Below are 17,413 nucleotides of genomic sequence, written 5' to 3'. Positions count from 1 at the left end.
CCCTGTAAGGGAGGGATTAGCTTGGAAGATAATATTCAAGCACATATAGACAGGCTTTTGCAATATATGAGAGATGAAGCCTACAAGCCGCTGACTGTCCAGGAGCTTGAGGAAGCTTTTGGGATCGAAGATTCAGCTGATTTTAAGGAATTCGTCAAGGCACTCGTCCAGATGGAGGAAAAAGGCCTTGTCGTCCGGACCCGTTCAAACCGCTACGGACTGCCGCAAAAAATGAATTTGATTCGCGGAAAGGTTGCCGGCCATGCGAAAGGCTTCGCATTCGTTATGCCGGAAGAACCAGGTATGGATGATATTTTCATTCCGCCAAATGAAACGAACAATGCAATGCACGGCGATACTGTTCTTGTCCGGGTTTCATCGGAAACATCGGGTGAGCGCAGGGAAGGGACGGTCATCCGCATCCTGGAACGCGGCATCACCCAAATGGTCGGGACATATGTGGAGAGCAAAAGCTTCGGGTTCGTCATCCCGGACGAGAAAAAATTCGCCGGGGACATCTTCATTCCAAAGGCAGCTAACGGAGGCGCAGTCGAAGGCCATAAGGTTGTCGTGAAGATCGTCAGCTATCCGGAAGGAAGGACGAGTGCAGAGGGCGAGGTTATCCAAATCCTCGGCCATAAAAATGACCCGGGCGTCGATATCCTGTCGGTCATTTACAAGCATGGCCTGCCGCTCGCGTTTCCAGAGGAAGTGATTGACCAGGCAAATTCGGTGCCGGATGAAATCGACGAACGCGACATGGAAGGGCGCCGCGACCTGCGCGACCAGGTCATCGTTACGATTGACGGCGCCGATGCGAAGGACCTTGATGATGCCGTTACTGTAACAAAACTTGATAACGGCAATTATAAGCTGGGCGTCCATATTGCAGACGTAAGCTATTACGTAACTGAGGGCTCCCCAATTGATAGGGAAGCGGAAGAGCGCGGAACGAGCGTATACCTCGTCGACCGGGTTATTCCGATGATTCCACACCGTTTGTCGAACGGGATTTGTTCCCTTAACCCGAAGGTGAATCGCCTGACGCTCTCATGCGAAATGGAGATTGATTCGAGCGGGCATGTTGTAAACCATGAAATATTCCAAAGCGTCATCAAGACGACCGAGCGGATGACGTACAGCGATGTGAACAAGATCCTAGTCGATAAAGATGAAGAAATACGCAGCCGCTATGAAGCGCTCGTTCCAATGTTCGAGCAAATGGAAGAGCTTGCGTCTATTTTGCGTAAAAAAAGAATGGGCCGCGGCGCGATTGATTTTGACTTTAAGGAATCGAAAGTACTTGTTGAAGAAGATGGCAAACCGGTTGATGTCGTTCTTCGCGAGCGCTCTGTCGGCGAGCGTCTGATTGAAGAATTTATGCTCGCGGCCAACGAATCGGTCGCTGAACATTTCCACTGGATGGATGTTCCATTCATCTACCGGATTCACGAGGATCCAAAGGAGGAAAAGCTGCGCCGCTTCTTTGAATTCATCACGAATTTCGGCTATTTTGTCAGGGGGACGGCAAATCAAGTCCACCCGCGCGCCCTTCAGGAAATCATTGAAGAAGTCCAGGGCAAGCCGGAGGAAATGGTCGTTTCAACGGTAATGCTGCGCTCGATGCAGCAGGCGAAGTATTATCCTGAAAGCCTTGGCCACTTCGGCCTTTCAACCGAGTTTTACACGCATTTCACCTCTCCGATCCGCCGTTATCCGGACTTGATTGTCCACCGGCTTATCAGGACATATCTTATAAATGGAAAGCTGGATGAAGCAACCCGGGAAAAATGGAATGCGAGGCTGCCGGAGATTGCCGAGCATACGTCCAAAATGGAACGCCGGGCAGTCGACGCCGAGCGGGAAACAGACGAGCTGAAAAAAGCGGAGTACATGGAAGACAAAATCGGCGAGGAATACGATGGAATTATTTCCTCGGTTACAAACTTCGGTATGTTTGTTGAACTTCCGAACACGATTGAGGGACTTGTCCATGTCAGCTACATGACAGATGACTATTACCGCTATGATGAGCGCCATTTTGCGATGATTGGCGAACGAACCGGCAATGTGTTCCGGATTGGAGACGAAATCACCGTCCGCGTCATCAATGTAAACAAGGATGAACGGTCGATCGATTTTGAAATCGTCGGCATGAAAGGGAAAAGGCGCGAACGAAGCGGGGAAGGCCGCGTTTTCAGGACGAACAGTTCCGACAAGAAGCCGACCAATGGCAAGGGAGGCGGACGCGGTTCCGTATCCAAAAGTATAGGCCGCACGGAGCCTGGTTCTTCGGATGGCGATAAGGCGAAGAAAAAGAAACGTAAATTTTACGAAAACGTACCGAAAAACAAAAGTGTAAAGCGAAAAAATAAAAAGCGGTAGGTGTGGCTGGCGGGKTTTTGCTCTTTAAACCGGCCAGTAAATTACCGCAGCAAATTGGAGGGCCTCCTGGAGGCTCTCTTTCATTCCCGGCCCATCCGTTGTGGGAATAGAGAAATTTTGCTACAATTAAGGAATGTTAGGGGGAGTCAGCATGCCTAAAGGTTTTGGGAAAACAGTCGCGCAAAATAAAAAAGCGTACCATGACTATTTTATAGAAGAGACATATGAGGCCGGAATCGTGCTGCAAGGGACCGAGATTAAATCAATCCGAGCCGGCAAGGTGCAATTGAAGGATTCGTATGCAAGAATCCACAATGGCGAGATGTTCCTGTACAGTGTCCATATTTCCCCGTATGAACAAGGGAACCGATACAACCATGATCCGCTAAGGACACGGAAGCTTCTTTTGCACAAACGGGAAATCATGAAGCTGCTTGGGGAAACGAAGGAAGCAGGCTATGCGCTCGTGCCATTAAAAATGTATTTGAAGAACGGCTACGCCAAAGTGCTCATCGGCCTTGCGAAAGGGAAGAAGAAATACGATAAACGTGAAGACCTGAAACAGAAAGAAGCAAAGCGAGACATCGAAAGAGCATTCCGCGAGCGCCAAAAAATGTAGGAAAGACTGGGAGACCAAGTCCTTCCTATTGAAAAATTGGCTGTTTGTGCTATAATAAGAATTGTCGCAGGTTAATTGCGGCACATAATCTAAGCTCAACTCTGAGCTTTTCCGACGTCCGGCAGGAATTCTTGCCGCACATATACTAAATGGGGACGCTACGGATTCGACAGGGGTAGTTCGAGCTTAGGTTGCGAGTCGAGGGGATCGGCCTCGTAAAAACGTCAACGCCAATAACTGGCAAAACTAACAACAACCTAGCTTTCGCAGCTTAATAACTGCATAGCTGTTCGCCCCTCCATCGCCTATGTGGTAGGGTAGCGGACTCACTCTTAGTAGGCTACGCCGGATCCCACCGCCTGAGGGAGAAGGAAGAGAACAACCAGGCTAGCTGACCAAACGCCTGTCGACAGGCAGATGGCTCAGCGAATCGCGAATATGTCGACTACACTCGTAGAAGCCTAAGTGCCGATATCTTTGGACGTGGGTTCGATTAGTAATTAGTCGCCTTGCATAGCAATATGCAAGTGAAAATCTGGCTTTATCGGTGAAACCTAAGTCGCGCTTGCGCGATAAGGCAATGCCGAGCGGTATGTGGGGCAATCCAACAGCCGTGTATCGACTTATAGGCTGCCCACTGGGTAGTACTAGGATGCATAATCTGTCCGGGAACCGGGCAAATCTGCATTATGCATAATACGCCAGACGGCCTTTATAAAGAAGGTCGAAGATATAGTCAGTGCCATCTCGAAAGAATGGAAATGCACGTCCCACCGTCTCCACCAATACATAATTGGTGGTTTTTTTTTGTTTAAAATAGCTTCTGACACTATTATGTTTAAGACAATTTGTTAAACAATAGAGGAGGTTTGAGTCCTATACCTTGATGAAGTGGAAAAAATTTTTGATAGCAGGGTAGAGAACCCAATCCCACTCTCGGCGTAGCATCAATATTCCAATTCTCTAAATCCTTATATTCCAACTTCCTCCCTCCAAGGATATTTTTATAGGAGTACAGGCTAGATGGTTATAAACAAAAGAAACTTTTTTCAAATTCAATTTTTAGAGCAAGTTTTTGTTGATCATATTTTCCGTTCCTAGGGGTAACGTTATTGTAGTGTAGAAGAATCCAGTTACATCGGTCCTTTTTTCTTTCCACTCTCAAATAGGGAGAAACTTGCTTTAAAGCTGTGAAAACCTCTTTCTTTTTAACAATGTTTAAGCAATAAGAGTTTTTGTGCTTCAAAGGTCTGTAGTTTTTCTTATTAACGATGGTGCCTCCAGTGATACTTTTTACATATTCCAAGAGCTCAATATCTGTGGAGGCTATAGTAATACATGGGCGTCTAAATTCTTTTCGATGCATTCGAGTTAATGTTATGCTCCCCTCTCCATCGATAATTCCCGCAAGATAGGATGCCTCCCACTCCTCCACAATTAACCCCTCCAAGGTTATTCAATCTTCTTCTCTATTATAAAATTAATGACCACAATACTCCAACCCAATTAGGGGTGAAGTTTCTTTCCTGTAATAGCTCCCTCCACATGCTTCAAAGCAGCCTATTTTGCTTCTTCGACTGACACATTAGGTACACTATTGTTAGGTAAGCTGTTCTCCTTTTCGAAATTGCTTTGCTCTTGTGCTACTTCGTTATAGCCAATCACTTTCCCTGTTAAGGCATCGATTTTCACTTGGTAATCCCGGTCTTGTTTTGTGATAGTGATTTCATACTTCTTTAACCCGCCTTCCTGGGTTAGATGACTGTCCGTTACAAGACCGCCTCTTGTCAGATGTGAAGCAATATCAATAGCCTTCAACTGGTTGATCTTGCTGGCAGGTACATTGGCCTGGGCGGATACAGATTGGTTATCTATGGTAGCGTAAGCAAACATTCCGAGGCTTCCTATCAGTAAAACGTTGGTTAGTAGTTTTGTGAATAATTTCATCTTTTTCATCCCCTAATCTTGTTTGTATCCTTATCATAGCCGTCTGAAATTAAAGCATTAGAAGGGGAAGTTTAAAATTCCATTAGAAAAGCATTAGAAAGTTGAAGTAATCAATCGTGATGGCCGCTTCTCCTTGCTGCTGGAGGCTCAGCGTTCAGACCTAATAGGCGCGATTATTGTATATGAATCAGATAATAAGATTGAGTGGGCTTTTTAAGGGGAACTAGGCCTTGGACTGGGTTTGCCAGATTCCGTTTACGTGCTGGAGTGCCCACCTTTTTGAGCCGGATGGCCATGACGTGCTCGTGGTATCCCCTCAAGGGGTGGAATCATAGGGCCATGGCTACCATAATCTTTATGGCGGCATTTATGTTTTGGGCAATTTGGATATCGAATTGCTTACATTGTAAGTCAATCACTATAAGGAACTTGAAAGAGGCTGTGCTTTTATATACGCCGCAGATCTTTTCCAGCAAAAATAAAGGGTGCGATAAATACGGTTTTGTCTGGACCTCTTTGCTTGAGATTTAAAAAACAGTGAAGAAACAAATGTGTGTCGATCACAGCATTGCCGGGATTTTCATAAACGGCGAAGGAGCCGTCATCACAGCGCGTGTCTTTCCGAAGAGTGCATCAAAGGGCATTGCTGTGTTCGGTGATGGTAAACTAAAGATAGCCTATTAAAAACACGAACTGGCATAAGGCATTTCTTTTTAGGGGTGAGCACATGACGAAACTTTATTCAATTGGAGAAGTATTAATTGATTTTATCCCTCTTCAGCGGGGCCAGGCGTTGAAGGATGTAAGTTCGTTTGAACGGGCTCCCGGCGGCGCTCCTGCCAATGTGGCGGCTGCTGTTGCGAAGTACGGGCATGATGCTTCGATGATTACAAAGCTCGGTAAGGATGCTTTCGGTGATTTTCTCATCGAACAGCTTGAGAAGGCCGGAGTCCATACGGATGAAATCCTTCGCACAGACGAAGCGAATACCGGTTTGGCATTTGTTTCCCTGAAGGACAACGGAGAAAGGGATTTTTCCTTCTACCGGAAGCCATCGGCGGACCTGCTTTTTACCGAGGAAGAAGTGAAGGCTGAATGGTTTGGAAAAGGTGATGTCCTGCATTTCTGTTCAGTCGACCTTGTTGAAAGCCCAATGAAACAGGCACATTTCCGCGCGATCCGCCTTATGAAGGAAAAAGGAGGACTGATCAGCTTTGATCCGAATGTAAGGCTGCCATTATGGGATGATCCCGAAGAATGCCGTTCAGCGATCCTGGAATTCTTGCCAATGGCTCATCTTGTGAAAATTTCGGATGAAGAATTGGAATTCATCACGGGATTGAGTGATGTCGAAGACGCCATTCAATCTCTTTTTGCGGGCGATGTCCAGGCAGTCGTTTATACGAAGGGTGCTGCTGGTGCAGACCTTTACATGAAGAACAGGGCAAAATGGGAATCCCGTGGCTATAAGGTTGAGGTCCAGGATACAACGGGTGCCGGGGATGCTTTTATTGGCGGATTTCTGTACAAGCTCCTAGAAGCTGGGGCGGATCCCGGAAACCTGGAATTGCTCTTGGTGGAAAAGCACGATGAAATCCTTAATTTTGCCAATGCGAGCGGTGCATTGACTGCGGCGGGCAAGGGGGCGATTTCAGCGCTTCCAAGCAAGGAAGATGTTATTAATTTAATTACGTTACAGTCCAGATGAAAAAAATGACGTGTGCGAATGGCACACGTCGTTTTTGTCATTAGCAGGATATATGAAAATACTGCCCCCCTGATAATGTAGCCCAATAGGCAGCAAGGAGAATCCTCTCTCGCATTGAATTGAATATTGTTTTAAATTTTACAAGTTTGGCAAGACTTTTCTGGCCCCGACAAAAAACCATGTGATAAGCACGAAAGGCATGGTCAAAACCGGGAGCCCGTATGGCAAAAGCCATGTAGTCACACTGGCGGTAAGCGGTACGGTTAAAAAAGCCACGATAAGGCCGGAGTAAAACGCAAATCGGTTTTGAATCGCCTTAAATACGACAGAAACGCCTAAAGTGGCCAATATAGCATTGTATCCGTAAAAGCCCATATAAATAGGATTATGTTCTCCTCCAAGGGAAAACGATGTTAACAAAGCAATTGCATTTCCCAGTACAGCATAAAGGCCTAGCTTCCATCCTGCTAAAAAAATCGCAATAAAAAGCAAAATCCCTGAAATGATACTATGAACAAAGAAAATCTGTCCAATTCCGTTAAATGCCGCATAAGTCCAATCTATTTTTTCGGATAAATCCAATCCTACATAAGAAATATCCTGAGGAACTAGTTTTGACGTTAAATGAAAAACCTCTAAACGGTAAGTAGCAAGCAGAGTGAACCATGTCACGATGATATAAGGAATTGTAAGCACAGGAATCCCCGTATTTTTCATTACATGCATCATGGTCGCAGTTAATAATGCTGCTACTGCCGCGCCGGTGAGAGCGATAATCCAATGGTACGGCCCTGTTAGGAATAAGGTTAGCGCCATACCTGTCAACACGGAATTGTACCCGAACAGACCCTGATGAATCGTTTGTTCTTCCGCGCCTCCTATTTCCCCGATAAGTGTGCCAATCAAGGCTGATAATAAAGCGGTAATTCCTAAAGAATAGGAAAAGGTTGTTATAGCAATGAGCATGACAAGCCCTGAAAGAGCATTTTCAATGAGCAGAACCTGGGAAACGCCCTTTAGAGCCGCCGTCAGAAAGGAAAATACTTTACCTTCTGTCCATGGCCTGTGATGGATGTGTTGCATACTATCCTTCCTTTCGGGATTTTCTTACTTAGGATTCCTGCCTCTGAATGGAGGCCGTTCTCTCTCTGCACAGCGGCAAAGTTTTTTGGTTGCCTAATTGTTTAAATACCTCGTAAGGAAGCAGGTAAACGGAAATAGAAAAAGGCTTGTTCCCTTCTATGAGGAAATCATCCTATTAATTAACGATAGATGATGGTTTAGAAGGAATCAACCTATGGATGTCGGGATTTTCCATGTAATTAGTGGATAATCAACAAAATTCTTCATTTGAATCATTTAAAGGCGAACGTTAACGTCTTAATATTTTTGAATATTCGTTTGTTAATGGATTTATTTCCTTTGGGCCCAGTGTTTCTATCACTTATTTTTTCGGCCTGTAGATACGTTTTAGGTAAAGGAGCTTTTATTGGAGAAACGGCAATAGCCGTTTCTTCTTTCTTATTTGGTGGGAATACGTCTATATTTTTTGAAAACGCCCTTCCATCTTAACCCTATTCACAATAATCCAACTTTTTAATTATATTAAAATACCTTTTTTTGTCGAATGTTATCTGTTATAATCCATGTTGTTATTAATTTAATAATTTTCACTCATATAATCGCAGGGATATGGCCTGCAAGTTTCTACCGAACCCCGTAAAGGTCTCGACTATGAGTGGCGATATTCTTGTGTTTAATCTCTTGTTTTATTGTCAGGAGACCAATTTTGTATTGGAAGCCCAAGAAATATTGTTCACTCATCTGTGTGTTCAATATTTCTTGGGCTTTTCTTTTTGGTTATTTTAACAAGAGCAAGATTTAATTTTTCCGCTTTTTAGTAATCTCTCGGCAAACCCGATAGACCAATTATTATCATTCAATAACATCATTTAAAAAATAGAAAGTGAGGCCAGTAATGACGCACAGAAGATTTCCTTATATCATCTTGGCTCCAGGTTTAATTCTCTTAATTTTGTTCTTGGTATTGCCTCTGATCTCCATCATTTTTCCTACATTCTTTGATGGAGGATTTACCCTCGGACATTATATTTCGTTCTTCAAGGATGGTTACAATTTAGGTATTTTATGGCGGACAATTAAGGTTTCACTGGTTGTGACGTTGATTTGCGCAGCTATAGGAGTTCCGACAGCATACTATATTTCCCAAAGTCCAAAGAAATGGCGCGGTCTTTTAATGTCTTTAACCTTGTTTCCGTTACTGACAAATTCAGTTGTTCGAAGCTTCGCATGGATTACGATTTTAGGGAAAAACGGCGTTGCGAATAATGTCTTGATGGGAGCAGGCTTGATTTCCGAACCACTAACTCTACTTTATACGGAGTTTGCGATCGTGATTGGGTCCGTGTATCTATTCTTGCCTTTAATGGTTATTACCTTAGTGGGGATTTTAGAAAATATTGAGTCCGAAATTATGGAAGCGGCAGAAACATTAGGTGCGAATCGCTTGATCGCTTTTATGAAGGTCATATTGCCGCTAAGTGTGCCAGGAATCATTGTTGGCAGTATTTTGGTTTTCACAGGAACGATGACTGCCTATACAACCCCACAATTATTGGGAGGGAACCGAAATATGATGCTAGCCACCTTCTTGTATCAGAGTGCAACTGCATTAGGCAACTGGCAAGGTGCAAGTGTCATTGCCCTGATTATGATTGTTGTAACTCTAATCGTTATGAAATTATTTAACGTGGTTGCCAAACGCATGGATAGGAGAGGTGAGGTAAGTGCGTAAACAGATTGGCTTAAAAATCTTTGCGGGTTTGGTATTTGCGTTTTTATTTCTTCCATTGCTGATTATTGTCATAACCTCATTTGGAACGAATTCTACGATTCAATTCCCGATTGAAGGTTTTACACTTGACTGGTACAGCAAGGTATTTAGCAATGAGTACTTTATGGACAGCTTCATTCTTAGTTTGCAAATAGCATTTTTCGGGACGGTTTTGGCGCTGTTCGTCGGGGTTCCGGCTGCATACTCGTTGGCGCGGCACAACGTGCTTGGGCGTAGTTGGATTAAAAGTTTCTTTCTTTCACCGACAATTGTACCGGGCTTGGTCGTCGGGTATTCATTGTATCAATTTATAGTGATAAGATTCCAATTTCCGGTTATTCAAGGCTTGCTGCTTGGCCACTTTTTAATTTGTTTGCCCTACGTCATTCGAGTGGTAGGCTCAAGCATCGAACAGCTGGATACCTCGATTGAGGAAGTGTCATGGACACTGGGCTGCACTAAATTACAAACATTCGGAAAAGTGGTTTTGCCGAATATTACGTCAGGTATTTTTGCTTCCTTTATGCTGGCATTCATTAATTCTTTTAACAATATTCCGGTATCCCAGTTTTTATCAGGGCCTGGAGTGACAATGCTGCCAACAAGCCTGATGAATTACATTGAATACAATTATGATCCATCTGTATCGGCATTATCGGTTATTTTAATGCTGGGCACGGTTGTTCTGATGTTCATTATTGAAAAGACATTGGGGCTGGCAAGTATTTCATAGGAACAGCCAGGATAAAACAGTAAAGGGGGAAAACCGATATGTCCTATGTTGAATTAAAAGATATTCGTGTAAGTTATGATAACCAATCCAATATATTAAAAGATTTAAATTTATCGATTGAAAAAGGCGAATTGGTTTCCTTATTAGGGCCATCGGGTTGCGGGAAAACAACCACTTTACGTGTAATTGCAGGTTTAATTCAACCAAATGATGGTGAATTTCTGGTCGACAAACAAAACTTAACAAGGGTACCCGTGCATAAGCGAGGATTTGGCATGGTATTCCAAAGCTATGCCTTGTTTCCCCATCTAACCATTAAGGAAAACGTCGAGTTCGGCTTGAAATTGCGTAAGGAAAAGAAGGATACGATTGATAAAAAAGTAAAGGATATTTTGGCCATTACAGGACTGGACGAGCTTGGTGGCCGCTATCCAAAGCAACTTTCCGGCGGCCAAAGGCAACGTGTGGCATTAGCGCGGGCTCTCGTAATCGAACCAAAACTATTATTATTGGATGAGCCATTAAGTAATCTGGATGCTAAATTGCGCGTGGCAATGCGGATTGAAATCAAGCGCATCCAGAGCCAATTAGGGATTACATCTGTGTTTGTCACGCATGACCAGGAGGAATGTTTCTCTATTTCCGACAAAGTCGCTGTCATGAATAAAGGGGTTATAGAGCAGTTCGACACTCCGGAAGAAATTTACAAAAATCCAAAAACGGAGTTTGTCGCCCGCTTTATAGGCTTTGAGAATTTCTTTGACTTAACTAAAGAGCAAGAAGGAAAATATAAAGCTGTTGATGGCACGGTTTTCTTAAGTACGCGCCATTGGGAAACAGGAAAACGTACTGGAACAATCCGCCCAGACGACATCGATATAGTAGCAGGTACCGGGCCGCATACAACTAACAGCGTGGCCGGAACAATCAAAGTCCGTACTTTCCTTGGAAAGTCCTATCAATATGAGGTTGAAACATCTATCGGAACATTACTTGTCAACGAAGCGGATGATGTCATTTATCAAATGGGGGATGCTGTTACATTATCAATTCCATCCCACAAACTAATCATCGTTTAAATGGTGGAGAAGGATTGGGCAATGACTATCGTGCACATGGCGAAATCGTAAATATTCAAAAGACAGGTATTAATCCGTATAAACAGTTCAGGAACCTATAAAAAGGGAGAGAAAAAAATGAAGAAAAAATTGGGTTTGGTTGGTCTAACGTTCATAACTGCTGGCATCTTGGCGGCATGTGGCGGCAATGCTGAGGGAAAACAAAAATTGATCGTTTCGACGTTTGGTTTGGAAGAGGACAAAATGCAGGAGGATGTCTTCAAGCCTTTTGAAGAGAAATATAATGTAGATATTGTACTGGAAACTGGTACAAGCTCCGAACGTATTACTAAACTAAAAAGCAACCCAAACTCAACGGTTGATGTCATTGAATTATCCCAATCCAATGCGGCTGATGGAGCGGCGGCGGACTTATTCGAAAAAATTGATAGCACCAAAGTGCCGAACATGGAAAACTTAATCGAGAGCGCGAAAGAATTATCTGCAGATGGTTCTGGCCCTGCATACACATTGAACAGTATCGGGATTATTTATAATAAAGAGGCAGCAGGCATGGAAATCAAGGAATGGGACGATCTTTGGAATCCATCTTTGAAAGGGAAAATCTCCATTCCGGACATTACGTCCACTTTTGGCCCAGCCATGCTTCATATAGCAAGCAATCACGAGAATGTGGATATTACAACCGATAATGGAGCAGCGGCCCTTAAAGGGATTAAGGAATTAGCACCAAATGTCGTAAAAACGTATAGCAAGTCATCCGATTTAGCAAACATGTTCCAATCTGGTGAAATTGTAGCAGCTGTTGTGGGCGACTTTGCTGTTCCGATCATTTCGACTTCAAATCCAAAGGCCGAATATATCGTCCCGCAATCGGGAACATACGCAAACTTTAACACAATCAACGTTAACAAAAACTCTAAAAATAAAGAGTTGGCTTATAAATATATTGACTGGAGATTAAGCCAGGAAATCCAGGAAAAAACGGCTGTGTCGATCAATGAAGCACCATCCAATAAAGAGGTTGTTTTAGACGGAGAAACGGCAAAGAACAAAACATATGGCGAAGTGGCAGAACGGACTAAAAGGATTGATCCGAAATTCGTAAATGAAAACCTTGAATCTTGGATTAATCAATGGAATCGAATTCTCAATAAATAATACCATCGGAAGGAGGAGAAAGGCTAAGAATGATTCTTGGCCTTTTTTCTCTTTTACGATATTCGTGTGGTGGAGGGATTTTAAAATGCAAGTCGATTTGATCATTAGAAATGCACAGGTTTTTAACTCGTTTACGAAAAGGTTTGAACGGAAAAATGTTTCAATTGTTGGCGACAAATTTTACTATTTGAAGGCTGGTGAATTCGAGAGTATTGAGGCTGCCGAAGTGGTGGATGCCAAAAATCAGTATATGGTTCCAGGATTGATGGATATCCATATGCATATTGAAAGCTCGATGACTTCGCCTTCTATTTTCTCAGGGGCCGCCATTGGACACGGAGTGACAACTGTTGTCGCAGATGCCCATGAGATTGCGAATGTGTTTGGGATTGAAGGCCTCGAGGCGTTCTTCTCCCAACCAAGTGTTATGGATATTTTCTTTGCGATTCCTTCTTCTGTCCCTTCAACTACACCAGAATTAGAAACGACGGGCGGCATTATTGGGGTTGAAGAAGTGAAAACGCTCCTGCAGCATCCTAAAGTCATTGCGCTTGGGGAAGCGATGAATTTCAATGGGATTGTTAATGAACCAAGTTCTTTAATTCGCCAAATTATCCACCTTGTTCAAACGGAGAGGCCATTTATGCCTTTGGAAGGCCATATCCCGCGTGTTTCTCAATTGGAGCTTGCGAAATTTTTATATGCTGGCCTAACGGCTGACCATACCCACCAAACGCCCGAATCGGTTTATGAGAAAATCTCAAGCGGGATGTTTTTGGAGTTGCAAAAGAAATCGATTACCCCGGAAACGATTCGGGTCATCGTTGAGAATCAGTTTTATGAATATGTATCTTTCATTACGGACGATGTGATGGCTGACGATTTGCTGGAGGGGCATCTGGACGCAAATGTCCGCCTGGCTATTTCATGCGGGATGCCGGTAGAGCAGGCGCTATACTGCGCTACGTATACCCCCGCCAGACGAATGGGATTTCAGGACCGGGGTGCGATAGTCCCTGGTTTTAAGGCTGACTTCATGCTATTGGATGGTCTCGATAGCGTGGATATAGCGGCAGTTTATAAGGATGGCAAGTTGGTGCATGAAAAAGGAAGTAATTTCCGATATCCAGCTGAGAAACCTCATTTTCCTAATCATTTTTATCAATCCATTCAATGCCGTCCCTTAACATTAGAAGATTTACAGATTAAGGTGAAGGCATCTGATAAGGCCTTGGTCAATGTAATTCGAATTTCTGAAGTGGGGACATTTACCGAACATGTACAACGGGAAGTCAGCGTCGTGGATGGATTTTTGGATTGGGAGAGTAGTGGGTTGGCCTTGATTGTTGTAATGGAGCGATATGGGAAAACCGGGGATATCGCCTACGGTTTTGTCGAAAAGGCTTTATCTGAAAAAGGAGCCGTTGCCACAACCTGGGCTCATGATCACCACAATTTGATGGTGATGGGAACAAGCGCCGAGGATATACTAGCCGCACAAAAACGAGTATTGGACATGCAGGGAGGCTATGCTGTTGTAAAGGCTGGAAAGGTACAGGCGGCCTGCCCACTGCCAGTTGGGGGTATTATCAGCGATGCACCGATACAGGAAGTAGGCGCACAATTGAAGGAAGTCCGCCAAGCGATGATTAAGTTAGGTTATCGCAACACCAATGAAATCATGTCTTTTTCGACTTTATCATTGCCAGTCTCACCTGTTATAAAAATTACAGACAAAGGCATGATGAATGTACGTTCCCAAATGATCATCCCATTGGTAGAGGGTGAAAAAATATGAGAACACTCATTAAAAATGCCTGGATATTAACGATAAATGAACAAAAGGAGCAAGTTCAAAACGGCTATTTACTAGTGGATGGGGAAAAAATTGCAGAAGTCGGAGAAATGAATTCATTGCCGAAGGATACCGCATATGAAAAATGTGTTGATGCCAAAGGTGCTATTTTGTTGCCTGGTATGGTAAACACGCACACACATATCGGCATGGTACCCTTCCGTTCTTTAGGCGATGACTATCCCGATCGTTTGCACCGTTTCTTATTTCCATTAGAAAATGAATGCATGAATGAACAATTGGCCTACACGAGCGGACGATATGCGATTGCGGAAATGCAGCTTGCCGGCGTAACGACTTTCTTTGATATGTATTATTTCGAGCATCAATTGGCGATTGCGGCAGAGGAAATGCATTGCCGAGCTATTTTAGGGGAAACCGTCCTGGATTCCATAACCGTAGATGTACCGGAGCCTATGGGGGGATTGCATTACGCTGAACGTTTTATGCCGAAGTGGCACGGACATCCCAGAATTAAAGCAACAGTAGCACCACATGCACCCTATTCGAATACGATTGAAGTGCTTCAGCAAGCGGATCGTTTGTCTCAAAAATACAATGTGCCTTGGATGATGCATGTTAGTGAAATGGATTTTGAGATGAACAAATACCGTGAAGAACGCAATCAAACTCCGATTGAATTTTTGGAGGAGATTGGCGTTTTGAGCCCAAGGCTCGTCGCTGCACACTGTATTCATTTGTCAGACCATGATATTGAGTTGTTAAAGAAGTATGATGTGAAAGTGGCTCATTGTATCGGCGCCAACACGAAATCTGCCAAAGGAGTAGCTCGGGTACGGGATTTATTGTCTGCTGGCATAGCGGTGGGGTTAGGAACAGATGGCCCGAGCAGTGGCAATACACTCGATATATTTAGCCAGATGCGATTGTTTGCCAATTTTCATAAAACATATTTACAGGATCGCAGTGCGTTCCCAGCCGAAAAGATTGTCCAGTTAGCGACAATGGGGGGAGCAAAGGTTTTAGGCCTGGAGGAGCAAATTGGCTCTATCGAAACTGGGAAACAAGCCGATTTTATCCTCGTAGAAACCGATTCAGTCAATATGTTTCCCATATTTGATCCGTATTCTGCTTTAGTGTACTCGGCTAATGCCAGTAATGTAAGAGATGTATTCATCGGCGGGAAGCAGGTTGTTGCAGGAAAAGAATTAGTGGGTGTTCAGTTGGCCGAATTAAAGGCAGACCTTGCTGAAGCGATGGAACAATGCGGATTTAAAAGTAAAGCGTTAAAGGCGATGGAGGGAAATGAAGGTCGTGGTGAAAGTTAGATAAGATGGGAAAGAGCCCATTGGTCGGAATCTTAACAGGCTGGAAATTGAATTCATAACATACCGAAAGAAACCTTGATTGGCAATTAGCCATCAAGGTTTCTTTTTTTAAAAACACTTACTTAACGACGAATCATTTAGCGCAGGAAAAGCTTACCCAAATGAGTAAGCTTCACCCTCCCGTATAAATCCCTTCGCATGTATCAGGAGCCGGTTCATAGTAACAGTGGTTTTTGTATTGGCCGGAAAAGGGCTGGCCATACCATGATGGAGGGCAGGGGGCATACGGATTGAAGTACCAAAGGGCAAATTTCGCCGGGTGCTGTCTCCAATACTCCAGATTCTGCCTTGCCAAACGTTTTTCAACATCCCTTGCCCGTTGATAAAATACATTTCCTTTCTGTACGGCTTCAAAGGAAAAATTTCCTCCCTGGACATGAAAGATAACCTGGCGAATCGTTCGAAGCCCTTTAAAGTCCGAACAATTTGCCTTGAGGCGGTTAACAATTACATTTCCAACATACAGCATTCCCTGCTTTCCTTCACCCTCTGCTTCTGCTCTCATCATCCTTGCCATTAAGTTAACGTCTGCTTCCCGGTATTTAACTCTCGCCATATTTTCACCCCAAGATATAGTATGAAAAAGGCCTAGATTGGTGTAGGTCTTTTTTTATTCATCTGTTCTGCGGGGTTTTATCCCAACTGTGAGGGAATAATAATCGACATGACAAAGGATGGTGATTCTTGTGGCGAAAAGAATAGCGCAGGGCTTGTTTTTGCTGGGAATCGTGCTGTTGCCCCTTATAACGCAAGCGCACGTTAAATGGTTTGCCGAAGTAAAGCCGATTAGGGAGTCAATTGAGAATATCCTCTCTCCGTTATTTATCACGGTGGCTTTAGTATGCGCGGTACTCCTGGCGGTGTTATCGCAGGTGATGCATAAGCTAACTAGTTTTGAAATGGCAAGAAGAATAGACCGGTGGCTTGAAAAGCGAAGAGCATATTCCCGTCATGTATTAAAATACGGAACAGCGCTGGCGCTGCTGCTGCAAGTTTTTTCYGGAACGACGTTTGCCCCCGAATTCCATATTGAACATACGTGGGAAACCATTTTAATGTGGGCAGCGATCATCCTTCTCGTTATTCCGCACCACATCGCTACCAAGTTAGGTGCGATAGTGCTTTTCATTCTGTTTGTAAACGTGACAATGACCGCCGGCTGGTTCCATATGCTCGATTATGGATTTTACCTCGCTATTATAGGCGTTTTTCTGGTCGGAAAAACGAAGTGGGAGGATTGGGGCTTTCCGTTTTTGTATCTTGGGACGGGTTTGAGCCTGTGCTGGGTAGCAGTTGAGAAATGGGTCTTCCCAAATATGACGCATGAGATTATCCACCATCACCACGTGCCTACCTTTGGCTTTCCGGCAGATACGTTCACAGTCCTGGCTGCTTTTATTGAATTTGTTGTCGGCTATTTGCTGGTTGTAGGGATTTTGAACCGAATTCTTGCAGTCGTTGTTACAGTGCTATTTATCCTGACGACGATGATTTTTGGCTATACGGAAATTGTCGGACATGCGATGATTCACATTGTGTTGCTTATCTTTATTATCGAGGGAGTTTCTTTTTATCACCCGCCAATCCAAATGCACAAAACGAAACTGGATCAAATGGTTTTCGTTTTCCTGAATTTTATCTTTGTTCTTTCTACATTTTTGCTGATCTATTATCGGTTTGCTTAAGGATTTTTCAAAATCAAAAAGGACGAATGGCCAATCGG

At 43.8% G+C, this 17,413-nt stretch carries 15 protein-coding genes, 1 other RNA gene and 1 riboswitch; of the genes, 12 read left to right on the top strand and 4 right to left on the bottom strand.

What is annotated here, in order from left to right; translation table 11 throughout:
• The first annotated feature begins 66 nt into the window (after nt 1-66).
• The 3 genes from rnr to ssrA all read left to right on the top strand — a co-directional run bounded on the left by rnr (nt 67) and on the right by ssrA (nt 3,500).
• The gene (gene rnr, locus ADU24_RS19420; RefSeq protein ID WP_442853762.1) at nt 67-2,385 is read left to right on the top strand and encodes a ribonuclease R; all 2,319 of its coding nucleotides are present in this window, start codon (nt 67-69) and stop codon (nt 2,383-2,385) included.
• 151 nt (nt 2,386-2,536) lie between these two features.
• Nucleotides 2,537-3,004: an SsrA-binding protein SmpB gene (gene smpB, locus ADU24_RS19415; protein WP_053368179.1), complete on the top strand. Its 468-nt coding sequence runs from the start codon at nt 2,537-2,539 to the stop codon at nt 3,002-3,004.
• Nucleotides 3,005-3,163: 159 nt separating this feature from the next.
• Nucleotides 3,164-3,500, top strand: a transfer-messenger RNA (tmRNA) gene (gene ssrA, locus ADU24_RS22750).
• Nucleotides 3,501-4,031: 531 nt separating this feature from the next.
• Here ssrA and ADU24_RS19410 read toward each other — a convergent pair.
• Nucleotides 4,032-4,439, bottom strand: coding sequence for an LAGLIDADG family homing endonuclease (locus ADU24_RS19410; protein WP_082306982.1), 408 nt, complete (start codon nt 4,437-4,439; stop codon nt 4,032-4,034).
• Between the two features lie 125 nt (nt 4,440-4,564).
• Nucleotides 4,565-4,951: a PepSY domain-containing protein gene (locus ADU24_RS19405; RefSeq protein WP_053368178.1), complete on the bottom strand. Its 387-nt coding sequence runs from the start codon at nt 4,949-4,951 to the stop codon at nt 4,565-4,567.
• A gap of 549 nt (nt 4,952-5,500) precedes the next feature.
• On the opposite strand from ADU24_RS19405, the gene ADU24_RS23765 reads away from it, so the two are divergent.
• Nucleotides 5,501-5,635 (top strand): GH32 C-terminal domain-containing protein, encoded by a 135-nt coding sequence (locus tag ADU24_RS23765; protein ID WP_197277534.1) that lies wholly within the window; start codon nt 5,501-5,503, stop codon nt 5,633-5,635.
• A 43-nt stretch (nt 5,636-5,678) separates the two neighbouring features.
• A complete protein-coding gene (locus ADU24_RS19395; protein ID WP_053368176.1) occupies nt 5,679-6,659 on the top strand; it encodes a carbohydrate kinase family protein in 981 nt (326 codons plus the stop codon).
• A 138-nt stretch (nt 6,660-6,797) separates the two neighbouring features.
• Here ADU24_RS19395 and ADU24_RS19390 read toward each other — a convergent pair whose 3' ends face one another.
• Complete coding sequence (locus ADU24_RS19390; protein ID WP_053368175.1) at nt 6,798-7,742, bottom strand: urea transporter; 945 nt, start codon at nt 7,740-7,742, stop codon at nt 6,798-6,800.
• 571 nt (nt 7,743-8,313) lie between these two features.
• Nucleotides 8,314-8,414: riboswitch (purine riboswitch) on the top strand.
• Between the two features lie 223 nt (nt 8,415-8,637).
• Between ADU24_RS19390 and ADU24_RS19385 the strand changes: the two genes are divergently transcribed.
• From ADU24_RS19385 to ADU24_RS19360, 6 genes are all read left to right on the top strand, one after another.
• Complete coding sequence (locus ADU24_RS19385) at nt 8,638-9,474, top strand: ABC transporter permease (RefSeq protein WP_053368174.1); 837 nt, start codon at nt 8,638-8,640, stop codon at nt 9,472-9,474.
• On the top strand, nt 9,467-10,246 hold the full coding sequence (locus ADU24_RS19380; protein ID WP_053368173.1) for an ABC transporter permease: 780 nt from the start codon (nt 9,467-9,469) through the stop codon (nt 10,244-10,246). The genes ADU24_RS19385 and ADU24_RS19380 overlap by 8 nt, the downstream gene beginning before the upstream one ends.
• Nucleotides 10,247-10,284: 38 nt before the next feature.
• Nucleotides 10,285-11,325 (top strand): ABC transporter ATP-binding protein, encoded by a 1,041-nt coding sequence (locus ADU24_RS19375; RefSeq protein ID WP_053368172.1) that lies wholly within the window; start codon nt 10,285-10,287, stop codon nt 11,323-11,325.
• 117 nt (nt 11,326-11,442) lie between these two features.
• The gene (locus ADU24_RS19370; RefSeq protein ID WP_053368171.1) at nt 11,443-12,486 is read left to right on the top strand and encodes an ABC transporter substrate-binding protein; all 1,044 of its coding nucleotides are present in this window, start codon (nt 11,443-11,445) and stop codon (nt 12,484-12,486) included.
• An 85-nt stretch (nt 12,487-12,571) separates the two neighbouring features.
• Nucleotides 12,572-14,284: an adenine deaminase C-terminal domain-containing protein gene (locus tag ADU24_RS19365; protein WP_053368170.1), complete on the top strand. Its 1,713-nt coding sequence runs from the start codon at nt 12,572-12,574 to the stop codon at nt 14,282-14,284.
• The gene (locus ADU24_RS19360) at nt 14,281-15,630 is read left to right on the top strand and encodes an amidohydrolase (protein WP_053368169.1); all 1,350 of its coding nucleotides are present in this window, start codon (nt 14,281-14,283) and stop codon (nt 15,628-15,630) included. Before ADU24_RS19365 ends, ADU24_RS19360 begins: the two co-directional genes overlap by 4 nt.
• A 172-nt stretch (nt 15,631-15,802) precedes the next feature.
• Here ADU24_RS19360 and ADU24_RS19355 read toward each other — a convergent pair whose 3' ends face one another.
• Nucleotides 15,803-16,246 (bottom strand): cell wall hydrolase, encoded by a 444-nt coding sequence (locus ADU24_RS19355; RefSeq protein WP_053368168.1) that lies wholly within the window; start codon nt 16,244-16,246, stop codon nt 15,803-15,805.
• Nucleotides 16,247-16,376: 130 nt separating this feature from the next.
• Between ADU24_RS19355 and ADU24_RS19350 the strand changes: the two genes are divergently transcribed.
• Complete coding sequence (locus ADU24_RS19350; protein WP_231689648.1) at nt 16,377-17,375, top strand: DoxX family membrane protein; 999 nt, start codon at nt 16,377-16,379, stop codon at nt 17,373-17,375.
• Nucleotides 17,376-17,413 lie beyond the last annotated feature (38 nt).

Origin of the sequence: Bacillus sp. FJAT-27245, assembly GCF_001273955.1 — a bacterium.
In the GTDB taxonomy this organism is placed as follows: domain Bacteria; phylum Bacillota; class Bacilli; order Bacillales; family Cytobacillaceae; genus Bacillus_D.
The sequence above is the reverse complement of the archived record's forward strand: the minus strand, read 5'-3'. Positions and strand labels throughout refer to the sequence as shown.

Coding starts and splice junctions, on each gene's coding strand:
- rnr (WP_442853762.1), top strand. CDS start 67: ATGAGAGATGAAGCCTACAAGCCGCTGACTGTCCAGGAGCTTGAGGAA.
- smpB (WP_053368179.1), top strand. CDS start 2,537: ATGCCTAAAGGTTTTGGGAAAACAGTCGCGCAAAATAAAAAAGCGTAC.
- ADU24_RS19405 (WP_053368178.1), bottom strand. CDS start 4,951: ATGAAATTATTCACAAAACTACTAACCAACGTTTTACTGATAGGAAGC.
- ADU24_RS23765 (WP_197277534.1), top strand. CDS start 5,501: ATGTGTGTCGATCACAGCATTGCCGGGATTTTCATAAACGGCGAAGGA.
- ADU24_RS19395 (WP_053368176.1), top strand. CDS start 5,679: ATGACGAAACTTTATTCAATTGGAGAAGTATTAATTGATTTTATCCCT.
- ADU24_RS19390 (WP_053368175.1), bottom strand. CDS start 7,742: ATGCAACACATCCATCACAGGCCATGGACAGAAGGTAAAGTATTTTCC.
- ADU24_RS19385 (WP_053368174.1), top strand. CDS start 8,638: ATGACGCACAGAAGATTTCCTTATATCATCTTGGCTCCAGGTTTAATT.
- ADU24_RS19375 (WP_053368172.1), top strand. CDS start 10,285: ATGTCCTATGTTGAATTAAAAGATATTCGTGTAAGTTATGATAACCAA.
- ADU24_RS19370 (WP_053368171.1), top strand. CDS start 11,443: ATGAAGAAAAAATTGGGTTTGGTTGGTCTAACGTTCATAACTGCTGGC.
- ADU24_RS19365 (WP_053368170.1), top strand. CDS start 12,572: ATGCAAGTCGATTTGATCATTAGAAATGCACAGGTTTTTAACTCGTTT.
- ADU24_RS19360 (WP_053368169.1), top strand. CDS start 14,281: ATGAGAACACTCATTAAAAATGCCTGGATATTAACGATAAATGAACAA.
- ADU24_RS19355 (WP_053368168.1), bottom strand. CDS start 16,246: ATGGCGAGAGTTAAATACCGGGAAGCAGACGTTAACTTAATGGCAAGG.